General features: G+C 58.1%; 13 protein-coding genes. 8 read left to right on the plus strand and 5 right to left on the minus strand.

Annotated features, from left to right (window positions below):
• Nucleotides 1–132: 132 nt before the first annotated feature.
• Together HMPREF2787_RS01655 and HMPREF2787_RS11370 are read right to left on the minus strand one after the other, a co-directional pair.
• A complete protein-coding gene (locus HMPREF2787_RS01655) occupies nt 133–849 on the minus strand; it encodes an intestinal mucin (protein ID WP_070858200.1) in 717 nt (238 codons plus the stop codon).
• A gap of 527 nt (nt 850–1,376) precedes the next feature.
• Nucleotides 1,377–2,270 carry a collagen-like domain-containing protein gene (locus HMPREF2787_RS11370; RefSeq protein ID WP_070858201.1) on the minus strand — a complete coding sequence of 298 codons (894 nt, stop codon included), beginning with the start codon at nt 2,268–2,270 and terminating at the stop codon, nt 1,377–1,379.
• A 606-nt stretch (nt 2,271–2,876) separates the two neighbouring features.
• Between HMPREF2787_RS11370 and ffh the strand changes: the two genes are divergently transcribed.
• A complete protein-coding gene (gene ffh, locus HMPREF2787_RS01665; protein WP_070858202.1) occupies nt 2,877–4,472 on the plus strand; it encodes a signal recognition particle protein in 1,596 nt (531 codons plus the stop codon).
• 16 nt (nt 4,473–4,488) lie between these two features.
• Here the strand turns inward: ffh and HMPREF2787_RS01670 are convergent, their stop codons facing one another.
• On the minus strand, nt 4,489–6,639 hold the full coding sequence (locus tag HMPREF2787_RS01670) for an acyltransferase family protein (RefSeq protein WP_070858203.1): 2,151 nt from the start codon (nt 6,637–6,639) through the stop codon (nt 4,489–4,491).
• A 298-nt stretch (nt 6,640–6,937) separates the two neighbouring features.
• Between HMPREF2787_RS01670 and rpsP the strand changes: the two genes are divergently transcribed.
• The 4 genes from rpsP (at nt 6,938) to HMPREF2787_RS01690 (ending at nt 9,590) form a co-directional block, all read left to right on the plus strand.
• A complete protein-coding gene (gene rpsP / locus HMPREF2787_RS01675) occupies nt 6,938–7,420 on the plus strand; it encodes a 30S ribosomal protein S16 (protein ID WP_038628648.1) in 483 nt (160 codons plus the stop codon).
• Between the two features lie 144 nt (nt 7,421–7,564).
• The gene (gene rimM / locus HMPREF2787_RS01680) at nt 7,565–8,059 is read left to right on the plus strand and encodes a ribosome maturation factor RimM (protein ID WP_070858272.1); all 495 of its coding nucleotides are present in this window, start codon (nt 7,565–7,567) and stop codon (nt 8,057–8,059) included.
• Nucleotides 8,056–8,943 (plus strand): tRNA (guanosine(37)-N1)-methyltransferase TrmD, encoded by an 888-nt coding sequence (gene trmD, locus HMPREF2787_RS01685; RefSeq protein WP_069358773.1) that lies wholly within the window; start codon nt 8,056–8,058, stop codon nt 8,941–8,943. The genes rimM and trmD overlap by 4 nt, the downstream gene beginning before the upstream one ends.
• Nucleotides 8,943–9,590, plus strand: a complete 648-nt coding sequence (locus HMPREF2787_RS01690; protein WP_070546686.1) for a phosphatase PAP2 family protein — start codon at nt 8,943–8,945, stop codon at nt 9,588–9,590. Before trmD ends, HMPREF2787_RS01690 begins: the two co-directional genes overlap by 1 nt.
• On the opposite strand, the gene HMPREF2787_RS01695 is transcribed toward HMPREF2787_RS01690, so the two are convergent.
• Entirely contained in the window at nt 9,550–10,044 is a 495-nt protein-coding gene (locus HMPREF2787_RS01695; RefSeq protein WP_016422552.1) for a DUF1877 family protein, read from the minus strand. The two genes, HMPREF2787_RS01690 and HMPREF2787_RS01695, sit on opposite strands and share 41 nt — an antisense overlap.
• Before the next feature lie 82 nt (nt 10,045–10,126).
• Here HMPREF2787_RS01695 and HMPREF2787_RS01700 point away from each other — a divergent pair, with 82 nt between their 5' ends.
• Nucleotides 10,127–12,442 carry a Tex family protein gene (locus tag HMPREF2787_RS01700; protein WP_070546684.1) on the plus strand — a complete coding sequence of 772 codons (2,316 nt, stop codon included), beginning with the start codon at nt 10,127–10,129 and terminating at the stop codon, nt 12,440–12,442.
• Between the two features lie 38 nt (nt 12,443–12,480).
• Here the strand turns inward: HMPREF2787_RS01700 and HMPREF2787_RS01705 are convergent, their stop codons facing one another.
• The gene (locus tag HMPREF2787_RS01705; protein WP_048735516.1) at nt 12,481–13,464 is read right to left on the minus strand and encodes a DUF1648 domain-containing protein; all 984 of its coding nucleotides are present in this window, start codon (nt 13,462–13,464) and stop codon (nt 12,481–12,483) included.
• A 340-nt stretch (nt 13,465–13,804) separates the two neighbouring features.
• On the opposite strand from HMPREF2787_RS01705, the gene HMPREF2787_RS01710 reads away from it, so the two are divergent.
• Entirely contained in the window at nt 13,805–15,214 is a 1,410-nt protein-coding gene (locus tag HMPREF2787_RS01710; protein WP_070603819.1) for an HNH endonuclease signature motif containing protein, read from the plus strand.
• A 139-nt stretch (nt 15,215–15,353) separates the two neighbouring features.
• Entirely contained in the window at nt 15,354–15,695 is a 342-nt protein-coding gene (gene rplS, locus HMPREF2787_RS01715) for a 50S ribosomal protein L19 (RefSeq protein WP_048761860.1), read from the plus strand.
• Nucleotides 15,696–15,698: the final 3 nt, after the last annotated feature.

Genomic DNA, 15,698 nt, shown 5'->3' on the forward strand with positions numbered 1-15,698 from the left:
TGAGTACAGCGTCGGCCGTCGCCCCCGGCAAAAAGTAAAGGCCTCGGAGCCACCGCGTAGATTTCTGTAGAGGATACGCGGGGCTCCGGGGCCTTTAGTGTTGAGATGCTAGGAATCTAGCGGAGAGTTGTGCTAGGAATCCTTAGAATTCTTGCGTGCGAGGCGGGTAGCTGCCACGCCACCGACCAGGAGTGCGAGAGCCGCACCGCCGAGGGCAGTCGCCTGAACACCAGTGACTGCTAGACCAGTGTTCTTGGTCCCGGTTTTCTTACCGTCATTCTTAGGGGTGTCGGGCTTGTCGCCTGGTTTTTCCTCCCCGGGCTTCTCGTCGTCCCCAGGCTGTTCGTCGCCTGGGTTCTCGTCGTCGCCCGGAGTTTCGTCATCGGAGGTCGGACAGTAGCCGTAGACTCCGGTTGCCGGGTCGATCTTGCTCATATCCCGCGGGGAACCATCGGGGCACGTTGCGGTGTCATCGACTCCCGGCGGAATTCCGTCATTCTCTGGGGCATCTTCGTCAGGCTCCGGAGTTGGGCCGGAATCATCTGAAGTGCCACACGCGCCGTAAGCTCCGGTTGCCGGGTCAATCTTGCTCATATCCCGCGGGGAACCGTCGGGACAGGTCTGGGTGTCCTCAACGCCCGGTGGGATGCCATCGTTCGATGAGCCTCCTGGATCCGGGGTTGCAGCGTCATCTACGCACTGGAAAGTACCGCCAACATTTTCAAAATGTTGACCGGCGGGGCATTCCGACGGGGCGGGGGCAGGAATCTGTGCGGTGGCGGCGCCAACGCCGATGAGCATGCCGGCTGAAGCGGCAGCGGCCACCATGGTCGAAGAGAGCTTCTTCATTTGGAATCCTCACAATGTCTATAGGAAAGCCCTGCAATCAATGGGCTCACGAAGGGGAACACTGTTCACGCTTTTGATTCTAATAACTAATTACAATCTTTGATCGCAAGGGCTTAGGCAGGGGGGGTAGGTCGAAATTGTTGACTTGTCCAAACCCCAGTAAGAGAAAGCTGGAACTTATGTTTACAACGCTTACTGGCTACACCCGCTGTGGTGGATGTGTTTATAGAACACACGACTGTCGACTCGGCATAGGGCTTTTCTGTCTTCGCTAATGGAGCCGAGTCTTCTAATGTCTTATAGCTTTCGCTCATCTTTGCTGGCGAATGGTGCTTCCTAATCGTGTCGGGGTGGCGAAAGGCGGGTGGGGCGTAGCGGTTTGGTAAAAAATCGGTATCTGTGCGGTTTATGGTTCGAGCTATAGGAGTTATAACGTTTCGAAGATATGACACGCAAAAATGCTCCCGATGCTGAATTGGCATCAGGAGCAGTTTACGTTTCGCTAGCGGGGTAGAACCCTAAGCTTCTTAGCGGTTCTTGCGGGCGATGCGGGTAGCAGCGACACCGCCGACCAGAAGAACCAGAGCGGCTCCGCCCAGGGTGGTGGCGTCAACGCCGGTGGCTGCTAGGCCAGTGCTCTGAGTGGAAGAAGCCTTCTTGGATTCAGAGTTATTCTGCTCAGACTTCTTGGAGTCTGAGACCTTCTTTACGTTCTCGGAAGAGGTCGTCTTCTTGGACTCGGACGCCTTCTTCTCAGCCTTTTCCTTGGCCTTCTTCTCTTCCTTCGTGCACTTGTTGTCGTTCTTGCACTCAGCAGAGATCTTGATGTCAACGTTTACCTTGACATCCTTGCCGTCCTTGCCCGGTTTGCCGTCCTTACCGTCCTTACCTGGCTTACCGTCCTTACCGTCCTTGCCCGGTTTGCCGTCCTTGCCTGGCTTGTCAGTATCCGGCTTGTCCTTGCCAGGCTTGTCAGTATCCGGCTTCGTCTCGTCCTTGACGCAGGCACCGAAGACGTTCGGGTTGCCCGGAACTGGCTTGCTCATGTCGAAGTGCTCGCCCTCCGGGCACTGCTTATCAGAAATACCTGGGTTTCCGAGGTCACCGGGCTGGGACTCATTGTTGCCCGGCGTTTCAGGCTTAGGGGCTTCCTTGTCCGCGACGCACTGGAAGGTTCCGCCGACGTTTTCAAAGTGCTGGCCGTCTGGGCACTTGTCCGGCATTGGGGCCGGAATTCCGTCAGTGGAATCCTGCTCAGGCTGGTCTGCAACGCATTGGAAAGTGCCGTCGACGTTTTCAAAGTGCTGGCCGGCGGGGCACTCGGTCGGCATTGGGGCCGGAATCTGTGCAGTAGCGATGCCTGCGCTTGCAATCATGCTGGCGGAGAAGGCGGCGGCGATAGTCGTAGTGAATTTCTTCATGAAAACCTCCCGAGGAGTCAAACGGTCAGAGACCGATGAATATGATTTCGCCGTTCATCCCTCATCGTGCACGGCGGAAAATAAAACCAGGCCAACTGCGGTTAACTAGGTTCATGGCTAACCGTAAACTGGTTGATATATGCATGGCATTGGAAGTAGTTATAGGGATAACTCTAGGTATGTAGTGGCACACTTTGACCTGCTGTAATACTGCCGGTTTGCAATTTGGCTTGCACCATTTCGGGGGGGGGCGTGCACTAGGATCGTCCTTAGTAAAAGTTGGCTATTGGCGTTACTTGTCTGTTATCTACCTGGCGGTAGATAGGTTGTGTAAACGTTCTTTATGCAGTGGGACAACCCTGTCTTAGGTCGTGCTTAATTGTCACGTTAAAATAACGAATAGTAATTTAACGTTCCCGAGAATAAAAGAGCTTCACTCTATTGCCGATTTCTACTTCCTATTGGTTACACCCGAATCGGGGTGTTTAGGGTGGATGGGATGCAATTGTTGTCGACAGGTGAAGCCGCAGATATGTGCCAAACGGAGTATGCAGCGGGTACGGTAGAACAGTTAAGAAAAGATAAGGCAAAAGGGGAGCTGGAAACTTGTTTGAGTCTCTTTCCGATCGTTTGACGGGTGCCCTGCGGGGGCTGGGCGGGAAGGGTCGCCTGACCGAGGCGGATATTAACGCCACCGCCCGCGAGATTCGGCTGGCTCTTCTGGAAGCCGATGTCTCCCTCGAGGTTGTCCGTACCTTCATCAAGCGCATCAAGGAACGCGCTAACGAAATTATTGGTAGCCAGACGGTCAACCCGGCCAACCAGATTATTGAGGTCGTCAATGAGGAACTGATTAACATCCTCGGTGGCGAGACTCGACGTCTCAATATGTCGAAGCAGCCACCAACAGTCATCATGCTGGCCGGTCTGCAGGGCGCTGGTAAGACCACCTTGGCCGGTAAATTGGCCAGGTATCTCACGGATCAGGGGCACACCCCAGTTCTCGTCGCCTGTGACCTGCAGCGTCCTGGAGCGGTGCAGCAGCTGGAAATTGTAGCTGAGCGTGCAGGCGTGCCATGCTTCGCGCCGTTCCTGGGAACCAGCCTCGATTCCACCCATGAAATGGGCACCAGCGAGGACAACCCAGTTGACGCCGCATTCCGCGGCCTCGCTTATGCGCGCCAGCACCGCCATGACGTGGTGATTATCGATACCGCAGGTCGCCTGGGTATCGATGAGGTTTTGATGAAACAGGCCCGCGATATTCGCGATGCCATCAACCCGCATGAAGTTCTGTTTGTCATCGACTCCATGATTGGCCAGGACGCGGTAGAGACCGCCAAGGCCTTCCGAGACGGCGTTGACTTCACTGGCGTTGTGCTGACCAAGCTCGATGGTGACGCGCGTGGTGGTGCTGCACTGTCTATCCGTGAGGTCACCGGCAAGCCGATTCTGTTCGCCTCCACGGGCGAGAAGTTGGAGGACTTTGACGTCTTCCACCCAGACCGCATGGCCAGCCGCATCCTGGGCATGGGTGACCTGAAGACTTTGGTTGAGGTCGCTTCCAAGGAAATCGATCATGAGCAGGCTGCAAAGTCTGCCCAGAAGATTGGCTCCGGCGAGCTCACTCTCGAGGACTTCCTCGAGCAGATGATGATGGTCCGCAAGATGGGCCCAATCGGCAATATCCTCAAGATGCTCCCCGGCGGCGCGGAAATGTCCAAGGCTGCGGAAATGGTCGATGAAAAGCAGCTTGACCGCATCGAGGCGATTATTCGCGGTATGACTCCGGAAGAGCGCGAGAATCCAAAGATTCTGAACGCTTCACGACGCCGTCGCATCGCCAACGGTTCCGGTGTGTCTGTTTCGGAGGTTAACCAGCTTATCGAACGCTTCAATGAGGCGCGGAAGATGATGGCGCAGATGGCCGGCCGATTTGGTATGGGCGGTGGTCGCCCATCGAACCGCAAGGCTAAGCGTGGTCGAAAGGGTAAGGGGAAGAATAAGCGCAAGGGCGCTAACCGGGGGCCGACGCCACCGAAGGCAATGCGCGGTGGCGGAATGCCAGGTATGCAGGGCATGCCGGGTATGCCTAGCATGGCTGAACTGCAGAAGCTGCAGAAGCAGATGGGTAACCAGCTGCCAGAAGGTATGGAGGACTTTGACCTCAACAATCTCGACTTCGGGCAGGGCAAGAAGTAGCAGGGACTAGAAGTAGCTAGTCCCGCAAGGCCTTCTGAATCTGGCGGTCCATTTCAGGGCTGAAAGTGGCCGCTAGTTCATCGGTGATGTGATTGCTGTCGCGGTAGACGTAGATATTGCCGATAACCTTACGGCAGGTGGTCGGACCGCAGAAGATGTCGGAAAAATCTAGACTGTGCCCGTTGGGGAAGTTCGCAAGAATCTCCTCAGCGGGATTTTCTGCATATAGGGCAGTTTTGCGGTGGATAGTGCAATCTTCTTCCGCATCTTCGCACACGCTGGGGGAGAATTGGCTCAAGTCCTTTCGTAGTGCCCATGGGTTATCGCGGATGGCGAAGAAATCAATTCCGCGTTCTTGTAGCGCAGCGAAAAACGACACGTAGCCATCCGGTGTGTAGTCGCCCGGCTGCGGTGGGTCCGCCTGGAACAAGGGTCTGGTTGAAGTGGTGAAAACCATCTCTGGCTGAATCTCGTCGATTTTCTGCAGAGCCTCGAAAGTCCAAGCCACGCAGATATCGCCGACTCCGTGGATCGGTTCTAAGGTCGCTGGACAGCCCTGTCGGAGGAGAACCACCACTCGGTACCCGTTGTTTTTGCCGTAGGCATCAATCGGGGCAAACCAATGTTCCATGTGCGAGCCACCGATGATGACAATCGATTCACTAGCATCCGGATCGCCGTAGACACACGGCTGGGTCTCATCGCGCCAACGGCGATTTGGTGGGAAGTATCCGACATCCTCACCGCCTGTCGCAAGGCAGCCATCGAGGGCGGGTTCCGGCCAAAGGTCCGTGATGAAATCGGTATTCGGCTTTGTGGCTGCCTTGGGGACCTCGTACCCGTCGGTAAGCGCGAGTGCACCTGGGTAGACCTCTGGATCCAGTCTGATGGCGGAGGCGCGATCGACGCGTACCTGTTGCACGTTGACAAGGCTGGACATGCCGACCAACGCAATGACGACAACAGTGCCGACTACCGCTAGTCGGCGAGCCGGGCGACGATGCTTAATTGCGTGGATTGCATCGCCGACGACGGGCTGAGTCCGGGTCGGTCGGCGAGTCGATTGGGCCAGTGGCAGCTCGACATACTTGTTGGTGAGCTTGGCCAAAATGAAGGAAACGACAATCACTGCGGTGCCAAGCTTCAGCCCCGGAGTATCGCGGTTGAGGTAGTTTATGGCCAGGATAAGAAGAGGCCAGTGCCACAGGTAGAGCGCGTAGGCGCTCTGGCCTACCTCGCGCATTGGACGGCTGGCCAGGAACTTGGAGATCCAACCCGCCTCAGGGCCGGCGACAATAATCAGCGCAGCACCACCGAGCGGCCACAGGGTCCAAGGGCCTGGGAACTGCGCGGCGCCGTCGAAGATGAAACCGGTGGAGACCACCAGTGCGAGGCCGATGCCTGCTAACAGCACTCGAAGAGGCTTGGGCATGGGGACGGAGCCCCGGACAAGAATCAGTCCGAGTAGTGCGCCGAGGCAGAGCTCCCAGAGTCGGCTGACAGTGGAGTAGTAGTTCCACCCCTGGTTCTCGGAGTGCATATAGAAGGCATAGGCAAGCGAGCCGAGAGTGATAACTGCCAGCAACGGAGTGAGGATTCGGCGGAGTTTACCGCCGGTAGCGTCGGTGCGCTTCGCCTCCACCGGTGAGGTAACCGCGCCGACAATTTGGGGTGAGCGCGTCATCCATGCGAGTAGGGAGATGAGCAAAATGGAGCCGAGATAAAACTGACCCTGTACCGACATTGACCACAGGTGCTGCAGTGGGGAAGTTTCGCTCTCTGCGGCAGCGTAGTCCGAGCCCTGGATTGCCAGTTCATAATTTTGGTAGTAGAGCAGGCTGGCGCGGAGTTGCTGGGCAATGTCAATGGTGCGAAGCGATGGAATGAAGTAAATGACAAACAGGGTTGTCGCGAAGAGGACCAGCACCAGTGTCGGGATTAGGCGACGCAGCGTGCGCCAGATACTCCACCATGGATTGATGGACTGCCTGGGGTTGATGGCATTGCGGTACTGCGCGCCGAAGAAGAAAAACCCGGAGAGCAAGAGGAATACGTCCACACCACCGGAAACGCGACCGACGTAAACGTGGAAAAGGACTACGAGGGCAATCGAAATGCCCCGTAGTCCGTCCAAGTCATACCTATACTGGGTGCCGGTGGTTTTCATAGAATGTTACGTTACCGCACGGTCAACGACGTTCAGCTTTAGTGGGTATGCAGTGTTTCGAGTGCGCGGTTTTGTTAATTTCCAAAAACTGCTGGTAACATACCTCGAGTTGTCTCAATGAGAATCCTCAGCTGAGGCACGACTGCGAATTCATCGGATCCGGCCACGGCCGCCCGGTGGTCACGCGCAGTGTAAATATCCCAAGGGCAAAACCGGTCCGAGGCACTTCGTTAGTAATTACTGGTGAGCTCGGATGCATAAGTATTGTCCAGTGACATAGAAGAAAGAGGAACTCCTCATGGCAGTCAAGATTAAGCTGCAGCGCCTGGGTAAGATTCGTACTGCTCAGTACCGCGTTGTCGTTGCTGATGCTCGTACCCGTCGCAACGGTGCGGTCATTGAGAACCTGGGCATCTACCAGCCGAAGGAAGAGCCGTCAATCATCAAGATTGACTCCGAGCGCGTTCAGTACTGGCTGGGCGTCGGTGCACAGCCGACCGAGCCGGTTCTGGCTCTGCTGAAGGTCACCGGCGACTGGCAGAAGTTCAAGGGCCTCGAGGGTGCAGAGGGCACTCTGAAGGTTGCTGAGCCGAAGCCGACCAAGCTCGAGCTGTTCAACAAGGCTCTGGAAGAGGCTAACAACGGCCCGTCCGCTGAGGCCATCACCGCTAAGCGCCGCGAGGCCAAGGAAGCAGCTAAGGCTGCTAAGGAAGCTGAGGAGGCCGCAAAGGCTGCCGAGGCTGAGGCTGCTGAGTCCGAGGCTTCCGAGGACGCCGAGTAATAAGGACGCTGAGTACGCCGCTTAGCTAATCCGGGCGCTACCTTATACTTCAAGACGAAGTGTTGGGTGGCGCCTTTTTTGCTTTACGCGGGTGTTTTACAGAGCCTTTATAGGAGAGGGAGTGTGCGCGTGTCGGTAGCTGACATGGTGCTTATTGGCCGAGTGATTAAGCCCCACGGTGTGCGCGGGGAAGTCGTCGTTGATGCAACAACGGATGACCCGGAAGGGCGTTTCGCAGTCGGAACCACGCTGTTGGGTGTACAGGCGGGCCGTGAAGAACAGCTGACTGTGAAAACGGCGCGTCCGCACCAGGGCCGTCTGCTGGTTCGCTTCGAGGAGATTCCGGGCCGCAATGAGGCCGAGCGTTATCGGGGCATGAAGTTTTATGCCGAGCCCGTCTTCGAAGACGAGGATTTTTATGACTTTGAACTCGAAGGCCTGCGCGTTGTCCACAACGGCACCGATATCGGCGAGGTCACTTCTATCGTCCGCGCACCCGCTCACCGTCTCCTTGAAGTCACGCTTGACGACGGCGCCCGGGAGGTTCTTATCCCCCTGGTAGACGAAATTGTTCCGGAAGTTGACCTTGAGAATTCTACTGTCACCATCACCCCGCCGGAAGGACTGTTGGAGCTGTGAGCTTACGTCTCGATGTAGTCACAATCTTCCCGGAGTACCTCGAGCCACTGCGTCATGCGTTGCTGGGCAAGGCAATTGAGCAGGGCATTTTGAGCGTCGGCGTACACAACCTGCGCGACTGGGCGCCAGGTGTACACCAGGCCGTGGATGACTCACCCTACGGCGGTGGCCCCGGCATGGTTATGAAGCCGGATGTCTGGGGTCCCGCCCTCGACGAGGTAGCGGCGCTGAAAGCGGAGCAGTCGCTCACGTCCGCGGTGCCACATTTGGACAATGTCCGCCATGATCAGAAATTGGGTTTGGCCGAGGAATCTTCCTATGCTGCAGCGGAAGTGCCGTCGTTAAGCGAAGAAGATTCAGCGAAGCCCCTGCTGATCGTCCCGACCCCGGCGGGCGAGCCGTTTACGCAGCAGATGGCGCAGGAGTTCTCACACGAGGAGCACATTGTGTTCGCGTGCGGGCGCTACGAGGGCATTGACCAGCGAGTTATTGATGATGCCGCTAATCGTTACCGCGTGCGTGAGGTCTCTATTGGGGACTATGTGCTGATCGGCGGGGAGGTGGCGGTGCTGGTGATTGCGGAGTCCGTCGTGCGGTTGATCCCGGGTGTGTTGGGCAATCGCAAAAGCCACGAGGAGGACTCTTTCTCTGACGGTCTGCTCGAAGGGCCGTCCTACACCAAGCCGCGCGAGTGGCGTGGACTGGCAGTGCCGGACGTTCTCCTCAGCGGCAATCACGCGCTGGTGGACCGTTGGCGGCGCGACCAGTCACTCATCCGCACGGCCGAACGTCGTCCCGATTTGCTTGCCGACGTCGACCTCAGCGCCCGTGACCGGGAAATAATCCAAGGAGTCATTGGGGAAGTAACCGAGGAGAACTGCTAGTGGCACGTGTTCGAATTGCGCGACCCCGGCATGTCATTGGTTGGTTAGCTGTCCTAGGTGCACTGGCGTGGTTCACTCAGACGCAGCTGGCGGGGAGCGTGGATCAGTCGTTTGCGGGCTGGGTCAGTGACCTGCATGGGGCGCGGGATGGCCGCGTCGATAGTTTGATGCTGGCTTTGAGCGAGATTATCCGGCCGATTTACATCGCGCCGGTCACGCTTGTTGCTGCGGCACTCCTGTGGTTCCGCTTCCGTGCGTGGGCGTTGCTACTGCCGGCGTCATTCGGTTCGTCGATTGCGGTGACTTATGCCATGAAGTGGTTTTTGGACCGCGACCGACCGGGTGAGGAGTTCTCGCTGGTCAACCTACATGACGCGGCGTTTCCTTCTGCACATGTGGCAGCGGTTACTTCCAGCGGTATGGCCGCGATGCAGCTTGCCATCCCCGTATTGCGCCGCACAGCCCGCAAGCTGCTCGACCTGGCCATCATCGCGCTTATCGGCGCTGTGGCACTGTCGCGCGTGTGGGTCGGGGCGCACTGGCTTACCGATGTTATCGGCGGCCTCATCGCCGGAGTTATCGGCTTAGCAGTTGCGCTGCTAGTTCTTAGGAGATGGCCACGAGCACGGCGCTACGCGCTGCCTTAGTCTCCTCGTAGAAGGCCACGAGTTCGCGGTACCGCTGTGTCGCAGTGGCTTCGTCGATAAGCGAACCATTGTCCGTGATGCGGGCGGCAAGATCGATGCTTGCCAGCGTCTGGTGCACGTCGCCGACGCGATCGGCGCGGATGACTGCAGACAGCGGCTTGCGGCAGACGCGGTCGGCGCCGAGGATGGCCTCCGCCAGCGGGTCGCCGAGTGCTTGGCCGTCGATGGGATTGCCGGTCAACGTGCGCAGCAGGGACTCCCAGTCCGTGTCGATGTCCAGGGCGTCTTCGTCCGGAACGTCGACGAAGTGCTGCAGGATAATCTTCTCCGCGCCGTCGTTAACAAGCCCCGCCGTGCCGCCGTCGCTGGTTGCCGCAGGTGCTGCGACCTCAACTAACCGCGCTGCCTCCTCGTCGGAGATGCGCAGGTATTCGGCACAGAGTTTTTGCTTCATGGGGCTCCTTTTCCGGTGTTTACTGCGAGCCTTCTGTGGGGCGTTCGCCAATTGGTACTTCCACGATAGTAAAGTTGCCCGGGTGATTTCATCAGTAATTGCCCGAGAACTCGCCGCCACTGGTGCGGACGTTGCCGAAAGTGCCGTCGCCGCCGCTATCAAGCTTCTCGACGAAGGCAACACCGTGCCTTTCATCGCCCGCTATCGCAAGGAAGTAACCGGCGGACTCGATGACACACAGCTGCGTTTCATCGAGGAACGCGTCGTCTACCTGCGCGAACTAGAAGAGCGCAAGCAAACGATTCTCGCCGCTATCGAAGAGCAGGGAAAGCTTAACGACGATCTCAAGGCCGCCATCCTCGCCTGCGATACCAAGGCACGGCTGGAGGATCTCTACCTGCCGTACAAGAAGAAGCGCAAGACCAAGGCCGATATTGCGCGTGAGGCCGGGTACGAACCGCTGGTGGAGGAGCTACTGGCCGACCCCGCCGCGGACCCCGAGACTCTAGCCACTAAGTACGGCGAGGCAGCTGGCAAGGATGCGAAGGACGCTCTGACCGGTGCCCGTGCCATTTTGGTCGATCGCTTCGCTACCGATGCTGATTTGGTTGGCTCTGTCCGTGAGCAGGTGTGGTCCTCCGGTTCCGCCGCCGCTGCCGTGGTGGAGGGCAAGGAGACTGCGGGTGCGAAGTACCGTGACTACTTCGAGCACAACGAACCTCTGGACACCATGCCTAGCCACCGTGTACTGGCCGTGCTTCGCGGTGAGGCCGAGGGCATCCTGACTCTTAACATCGATGCGGGTGAGGATGAGACCTACGAACACATGATTCGTGAGGCCTTTGAGCTTCCCGACGGCGGTGCCTCCAAGTGGATTGACCAGGCCGTTCGTTTCGGTTGGCGCACCAAGTTGGAGGTGTCCGCTGCCCTCGATGCCCGCACTCGACTGAAGGAGCGTGCCGAGGCCGAAGCCGTGGATGTCTTCGCCCGTAACCTGCGTGACCTGCTGCTGGCCGCACCGGCTGGCCAGCGCGCCACTCTCGGCCTGGACCCGGGATACCGCAATGGTGTTAAGTGCGCCGTTGTCGACTCCACTGGCAAGGTGCTCGACACTGCCATCGTCTACCCGCACCAGCCGCGCAATGACTGGTCCGGCGCCAAGGAGCAACTGGCCACTCTCTGCGCCACGCACCGCGTGGAGCTCATGGCCATCGGCAACGGCACCGCTTCCCGCGAGACCGAAACCCTGGCCCGCGAAATCGCTGACCTGATAGCTCAGGCCGGTGGCAAGAAGCCGACCCCTGTGGTGGTTTCTGAGGCCGGTGCTTCCGTCTACTCCGCATCGTCCCTGGCAGCAGCTGAGTTCCCGGACATGGATGTATCTCTCCGCGGTGCCGTATCGATTGCCCGCCGCCTGCAGGACCCGCTTGCTGAACTCGTCAAAATCGATCCGAAGTCCATCGGTGTCGGCCAGTACCAGCACGACGTTTCCCAGACCAAGCTCGAGCACTCTCTCGATGCCGTGGTTGAGGATGCCGTCAACGCTGTCGGCGTCGAGGTCAACACCGCCTCCGCGCCGCTGCTCGGTCGCGTTGCTGGCGTGTCCTCGACTGTTGCGGACAACATCGTCGCTTACCGAGACGAAAACGGCGCTTTCACCTCCCGCAAGGAGCTGCTGAAGGTTCCGCGTCTTGGCCCGAAGGCCTTCGAGCAGTGCGCCGGCTTCCTGCGCATCCACGGCGCTAACAACCCGCTGGATGCCTCCGCCGTGCACCCGGAGTCCTACCGCGTCGTCGATGCCATCGCCGCGTCGACCGGCGTTAGTGTCCAGGAGCTCATCGGCAACTCCCGCGTCTTGTCCAAGGTGCGTGCTGCAGACTTCGTCGACGAGTCCGCCGGCATCGGCCTGCCCACCGTCCAGGACATCTTAACCGAGCTGGACAAGCCCGGCCGCGATCCGCGTCCCGAGTTCGTCACCGCCACCTTCAAGGAAGGCGTGGAGAAGGTCTCCGATCTTCAGCCCGGCATGATTCTCGAGGGCACCGTCACCAACGTCGCGGCCTTCGGTGCCTTCGTCGATGTCGGAGTCCACCAGGACGGCCTCGTCCACGTCTCCAACATGGCCCGCGGTTTCGTCTCCGACCCACACGAGGTCGTCCGCTCGGGCGAGGTGGTCAAGGTGAAGGTTCTCGACGTTGACGTCGAACGCAACCGCATCGGTCTATCGCTCAGGCTTGACGACGACGCCTCGGATACCAAGCCAAAGCGTGACGGCGGTCGCGGAGAAGGCCGTGGAGGCGGCCGAAAGCGTGGTTCCCAGAATAAGAAGCGCGGTGGAGCCAACCGTGGTGGAGGCGGCGGTTCCATGGCTGACGCGCTGCGCAGGGCAGGCTTTTAGCGCTTGATCTTTTAGCGCTTGATCTGTTAGCGCATAGCCTATTGGCGCATAGCGTCGATGCGGCTGTTGATCTCACCCGCGACAGCCGCAGCCATTCCATCCGGTACGACGATGGTGTAATCGGACCCCGAGGTCTCAATCTTGACTGCCTCGCCTGACCGTGCCGCCACGGTGATGCGGCCATCATTGCCAAGTCGAAGCCCAATACCGCCACCGTCGGCCCAGTTATAAGTGGCCGGCTTCGCATATTTGATGGTTCGAAGCTCAATGGGGTGTTTCATCTTCAGCGGTCCACAGCCGTTAAAAACGGTAATGGAATCTGTCTTCGGGTCCGTGTCTAGTGTCATGCCGGTTTCATATGCGATGAGGAATAGCGGCGTGCACAGCAGAAAAACAATGCCGAGGCTTGGCAGGAACACTGCGAGCGCTACAGACACCACGCACCAGACTGCGAGGGTGACCTTGACCCCCTTAGAGATGGTCACACTGACATCGATGGGAGTCGGGGCTCCTTCTCGATGGGGCAACTGTGGCGATGTCGGCTCGGTGACCGTGGCGTCGGTAAGCGAGGAGTAGTCCTTGAGGCGGCGCGTCACGAGCAGGGCCGCTACTAGGCCGATGATGACGCCGGCTATTGCATAGATCCAGCCGATTCGGGCGGTCGTAGGGTCCGTCGTGCCGATCTGCGGGATGATAATCGCGAATTCAATGCCGATTAAGAAGCCGCAGAGGGCGAGGTTGGTTATTGCAATTGGCTTGCGCACGACAAGCGGCGTGCTGGTCTTTGCACCGAGCCAACCGATCTGCGCACATGCGATGACGATGATGGCCATAATCAATGTGCTTTGAATTGGCGGCATGAAACCGTTGGGAGTGCCGCTACCGCTCCAATGCGTTGCTAACTGCTCCGGTAGTCGGTCGGAAATGGCAATTACCCACAGAAGCTGTGCAATCGCCAGAACGCACGGGGCGATGATTGTTCCTCGAACAATCCAGGGGTCAAAGCGTGGAATCTGCTGCATGGAGACAATCTAGCAGTTGGGGGGGGCTTTGTAGCAACGGTCGGCAGCGGTCGTTATTGGAGTGCTGTATCAGCGTGACGTTGTAGCGAGCGGTTGTAGCGTGCCGTCTTAGTGTGCGCGGAGTTTCGCCAGAAGATGCACCTCGTGACATTTGATAACACGCTCAACAATTCACTCGAATGTACAAGCGAAAAAGTTTTATTAAAGGGGTTGCGCAATCGAATGGGTGTGCTAAAATGGAGGCATCAAGAACAAAGTGCTTGAGCTTCTCTTCTTGGCGTTGGGCTAGTGGTATTCACTGGTTATCGACACTGAGCGGGGTTGGGGCTTTGGGGGAACAATGTCTGAAAAAGATAGTCCGGCCAAACAACCGTCCGATGTTTACCAAGCGGCTCTGCTGCCTGAAGCGCCGCAGTTTTTCCACGAGTCATCCACGAACCAGTTGGCGGTGGCGGGTATCCAACGCAATCGCCTGGAACTGGGTATAGCTTGCGGTTGCACGCCGAAGTCGCTTGAGATTGATGTGGATGCATACATTGCTGAAATCGCACCCGAGTTGGGTATTTCCCGCGGTAAGGCGCTCGAGTATGTAGAGGTCGGCATTCAGTTAGCGCGTATGCCCCGGCTGGGTGCCTTTATTAAAGCTCGAGCTCATTTGCCCTTTGCGCATCTGATCACCATTGCTCGCGCGACAGCGCCGCTCCACGATCCAGAGGTGCGTGCAGCTGTTGAAGAAGAAATTGCCCGCTTTGTCATTCCCCGAAAGCATGGCGAGGCACTCCGGGGAGTTCGCAGCCTACATAAATTCCTGCAACGGGTTATCGAAGAAATTGAACCTCAGCTTCGCCCCAAAAACCTTCCGGGTGATGTCGATCCGCTGCTTCCTGCAGGAGAACGCGAAATAGTAGGAGAGAGTATCGGTTTTGAAGAGAGCGACAACTTCGCGGAAGTTTTTATGGAGCTGGAAAAGACCCGCGCTCTCGAATTCAAAACCACCCTCGAGTCCATCTCCAGCTCAGCTGGCTGCACTCGAGTCGAAGCTTTGACACACCTCATCCGCGGCACCGCCGAGGCAAAAATCGTACTCAACCTATACTGTCCTGCCACAGAGGAGCGTCCCCGCACCGCCTGGCTTGGCGGCGTTGGCTGGATCTCGCAGTTAGCTACGCAGGCGTGGATTGATAAGGTCACGCATATTCGTATGCTTGCCGACGAAACCGCGGAGGGCTACGCCCCAACCGAAAGTCAGAGAGCCTTCGTTAAAGGTCGGGACGGAACGTGTCGCTTTCCGGGGTGTGATGTACCCGCGGAGCTCTGCGACATTGACCATATTGAGCCGTACGACAAAGAGCACCCAGAGGAGGGCGGGGCAACAGAAACGCCGAACCTCCACTGCCTCTGCCGCCGGCACCACAACATGAAAACAGCTGGTCTGTGGAATGTTGCACGTGATCGGGATGGGGTGGAACTGTGGACGTCGTCAAGCACGGGCAAAAAGGCGGTGAGCCTGGAAGACGGGCCGCTTGCCGGGCACGGGCGCTACACTTTCGACAAACGGGGACTGCGGATGACGCAGGCGCTGGCAGAATATAACGAGTATCGCCAGGAGCTGATAGAGCAATCACGGAAGCTGGTCGAGGAAGCGCGCAGGGGAGAAGACACCGATACTCCCAACCCGCAAGACCCCCAAGACTCGGAAGCTCCCCAAGACCCGCAAGACCCGCCGAACATGGATGAGTTTGGTTTCTGACCAGGGGGTGTGTAATAATTTCCAGGTTGTCTTTATAGGCAGCTTTACCTGTTTCGGGCATGAACCGGCCGAGCGTCCCTCTGTGGGAAAGCGCCGCCAGGGTCCTCTGTCTATGCAAAAAGTAAAGGAATAAGTTTCCATGAACATTCTTGACAAGGTTGATGCAGCATACCTGCGCGACGACATTCCGGAGTTCCGCGCTGGTGACACCGTCGAGGTCGACGTAAAGATTGTCGAGGGTAAGACCGAGCGTATTCAGGTCTTCAAGGGCGTCGTTATCCGTCGTCAGGGCGGCGGCGTCCGCGAGACCTTCACCGTCCGCAAGGTATCCTTCGGTATCGCTGTTGAGCGTACCTTCCCGGTGCACTCCCCGAACATCGACGAGATTCGCGTTGTCTTCAAGGGCGACGTTCGCCGTGCGAAGCTGTACTACCTGCGCAACCTGCGCGGTAAGGCTGCACGCATCAAGGAGCGCCGCTAGTCT

Origin of the sequence: Corynebacterium sp. HMSC061H03 (genome assembly GCF_001838215.1) — a bacterium.
GTDB classification, from domain to species: domain Bacteria; phylum Actinomycetota; class Actinomycetes; order Mycobacteriales; family Mycobacteriaceae; genus Corynebacterium; species Corynebacterium jeikeium_D.

Bases quoted from the DNA above. Each gene is read 5' to 3' on its own strand.
- HMPREF2787_RS01655 (WP_070858200.1), bottom strand. From the start codon at position 849: ATGAAGAAGCTCTCTTCGACCATGGTGGCCGCTGCCGCTTCAGCCGGC.
- HMPREF2787_RS11370 (WP_070858201.1), bottom strand. From the start codon at position 2,270: ATGAAGAAATTCACTACGACTATCGCCGCCGCCTTCTCCGCCAGCATG.
- HMPREF2787_RS01670 (WP_070858203.1), bottom strand. From the start codon at position 6,639: ATGAAAACCACCGGCACCCAGTATAGGTATGACTTGGACGGACTACGG.
- rpsP (WP_038628648.1), top strand. From the start codon at position 6,938: ATGGCAGTCAAGATTAAGCTGCAGCGCCTGGGTAAGATTCGTACTGCT.
- rimM (WP_070858272.1), top strand. From the start codon at position 7,565: ATGGTGCTTATTGGCCGAGTGATTAAGCCCCACGGTGTGCGCGGGGAA.
- HMPREF2787_RS01695 (WP_016422552.1), bottom strand. From the start codon at position 10,044: ATGAAGCAAAAACTCTGTGCCGAATACCTGCGCATCTCCGACGAGGAG.
- HMPREF2787_RS01705 (WP_048735516.1), bottom strand. From the start codon at position 13,464: ATGCAGCAGATTCCACGCTTTGACCCCTGGATTGTTCGAGGAACAATC.
- HMPREF2787_RS01710 (WP_070603819.1), top strand. From the start codon at position 13,805: ATGTCTGAAAAAGATAGTCCGGCCAAACAACCGTCCGATGTTTACCAA.
- rplS (WP_048761860.1), top strand. From the start codon at position 15,354: ATGAACATTCTTGACAAGGTTGATGCAGCATACCTGCGCGACGACATT.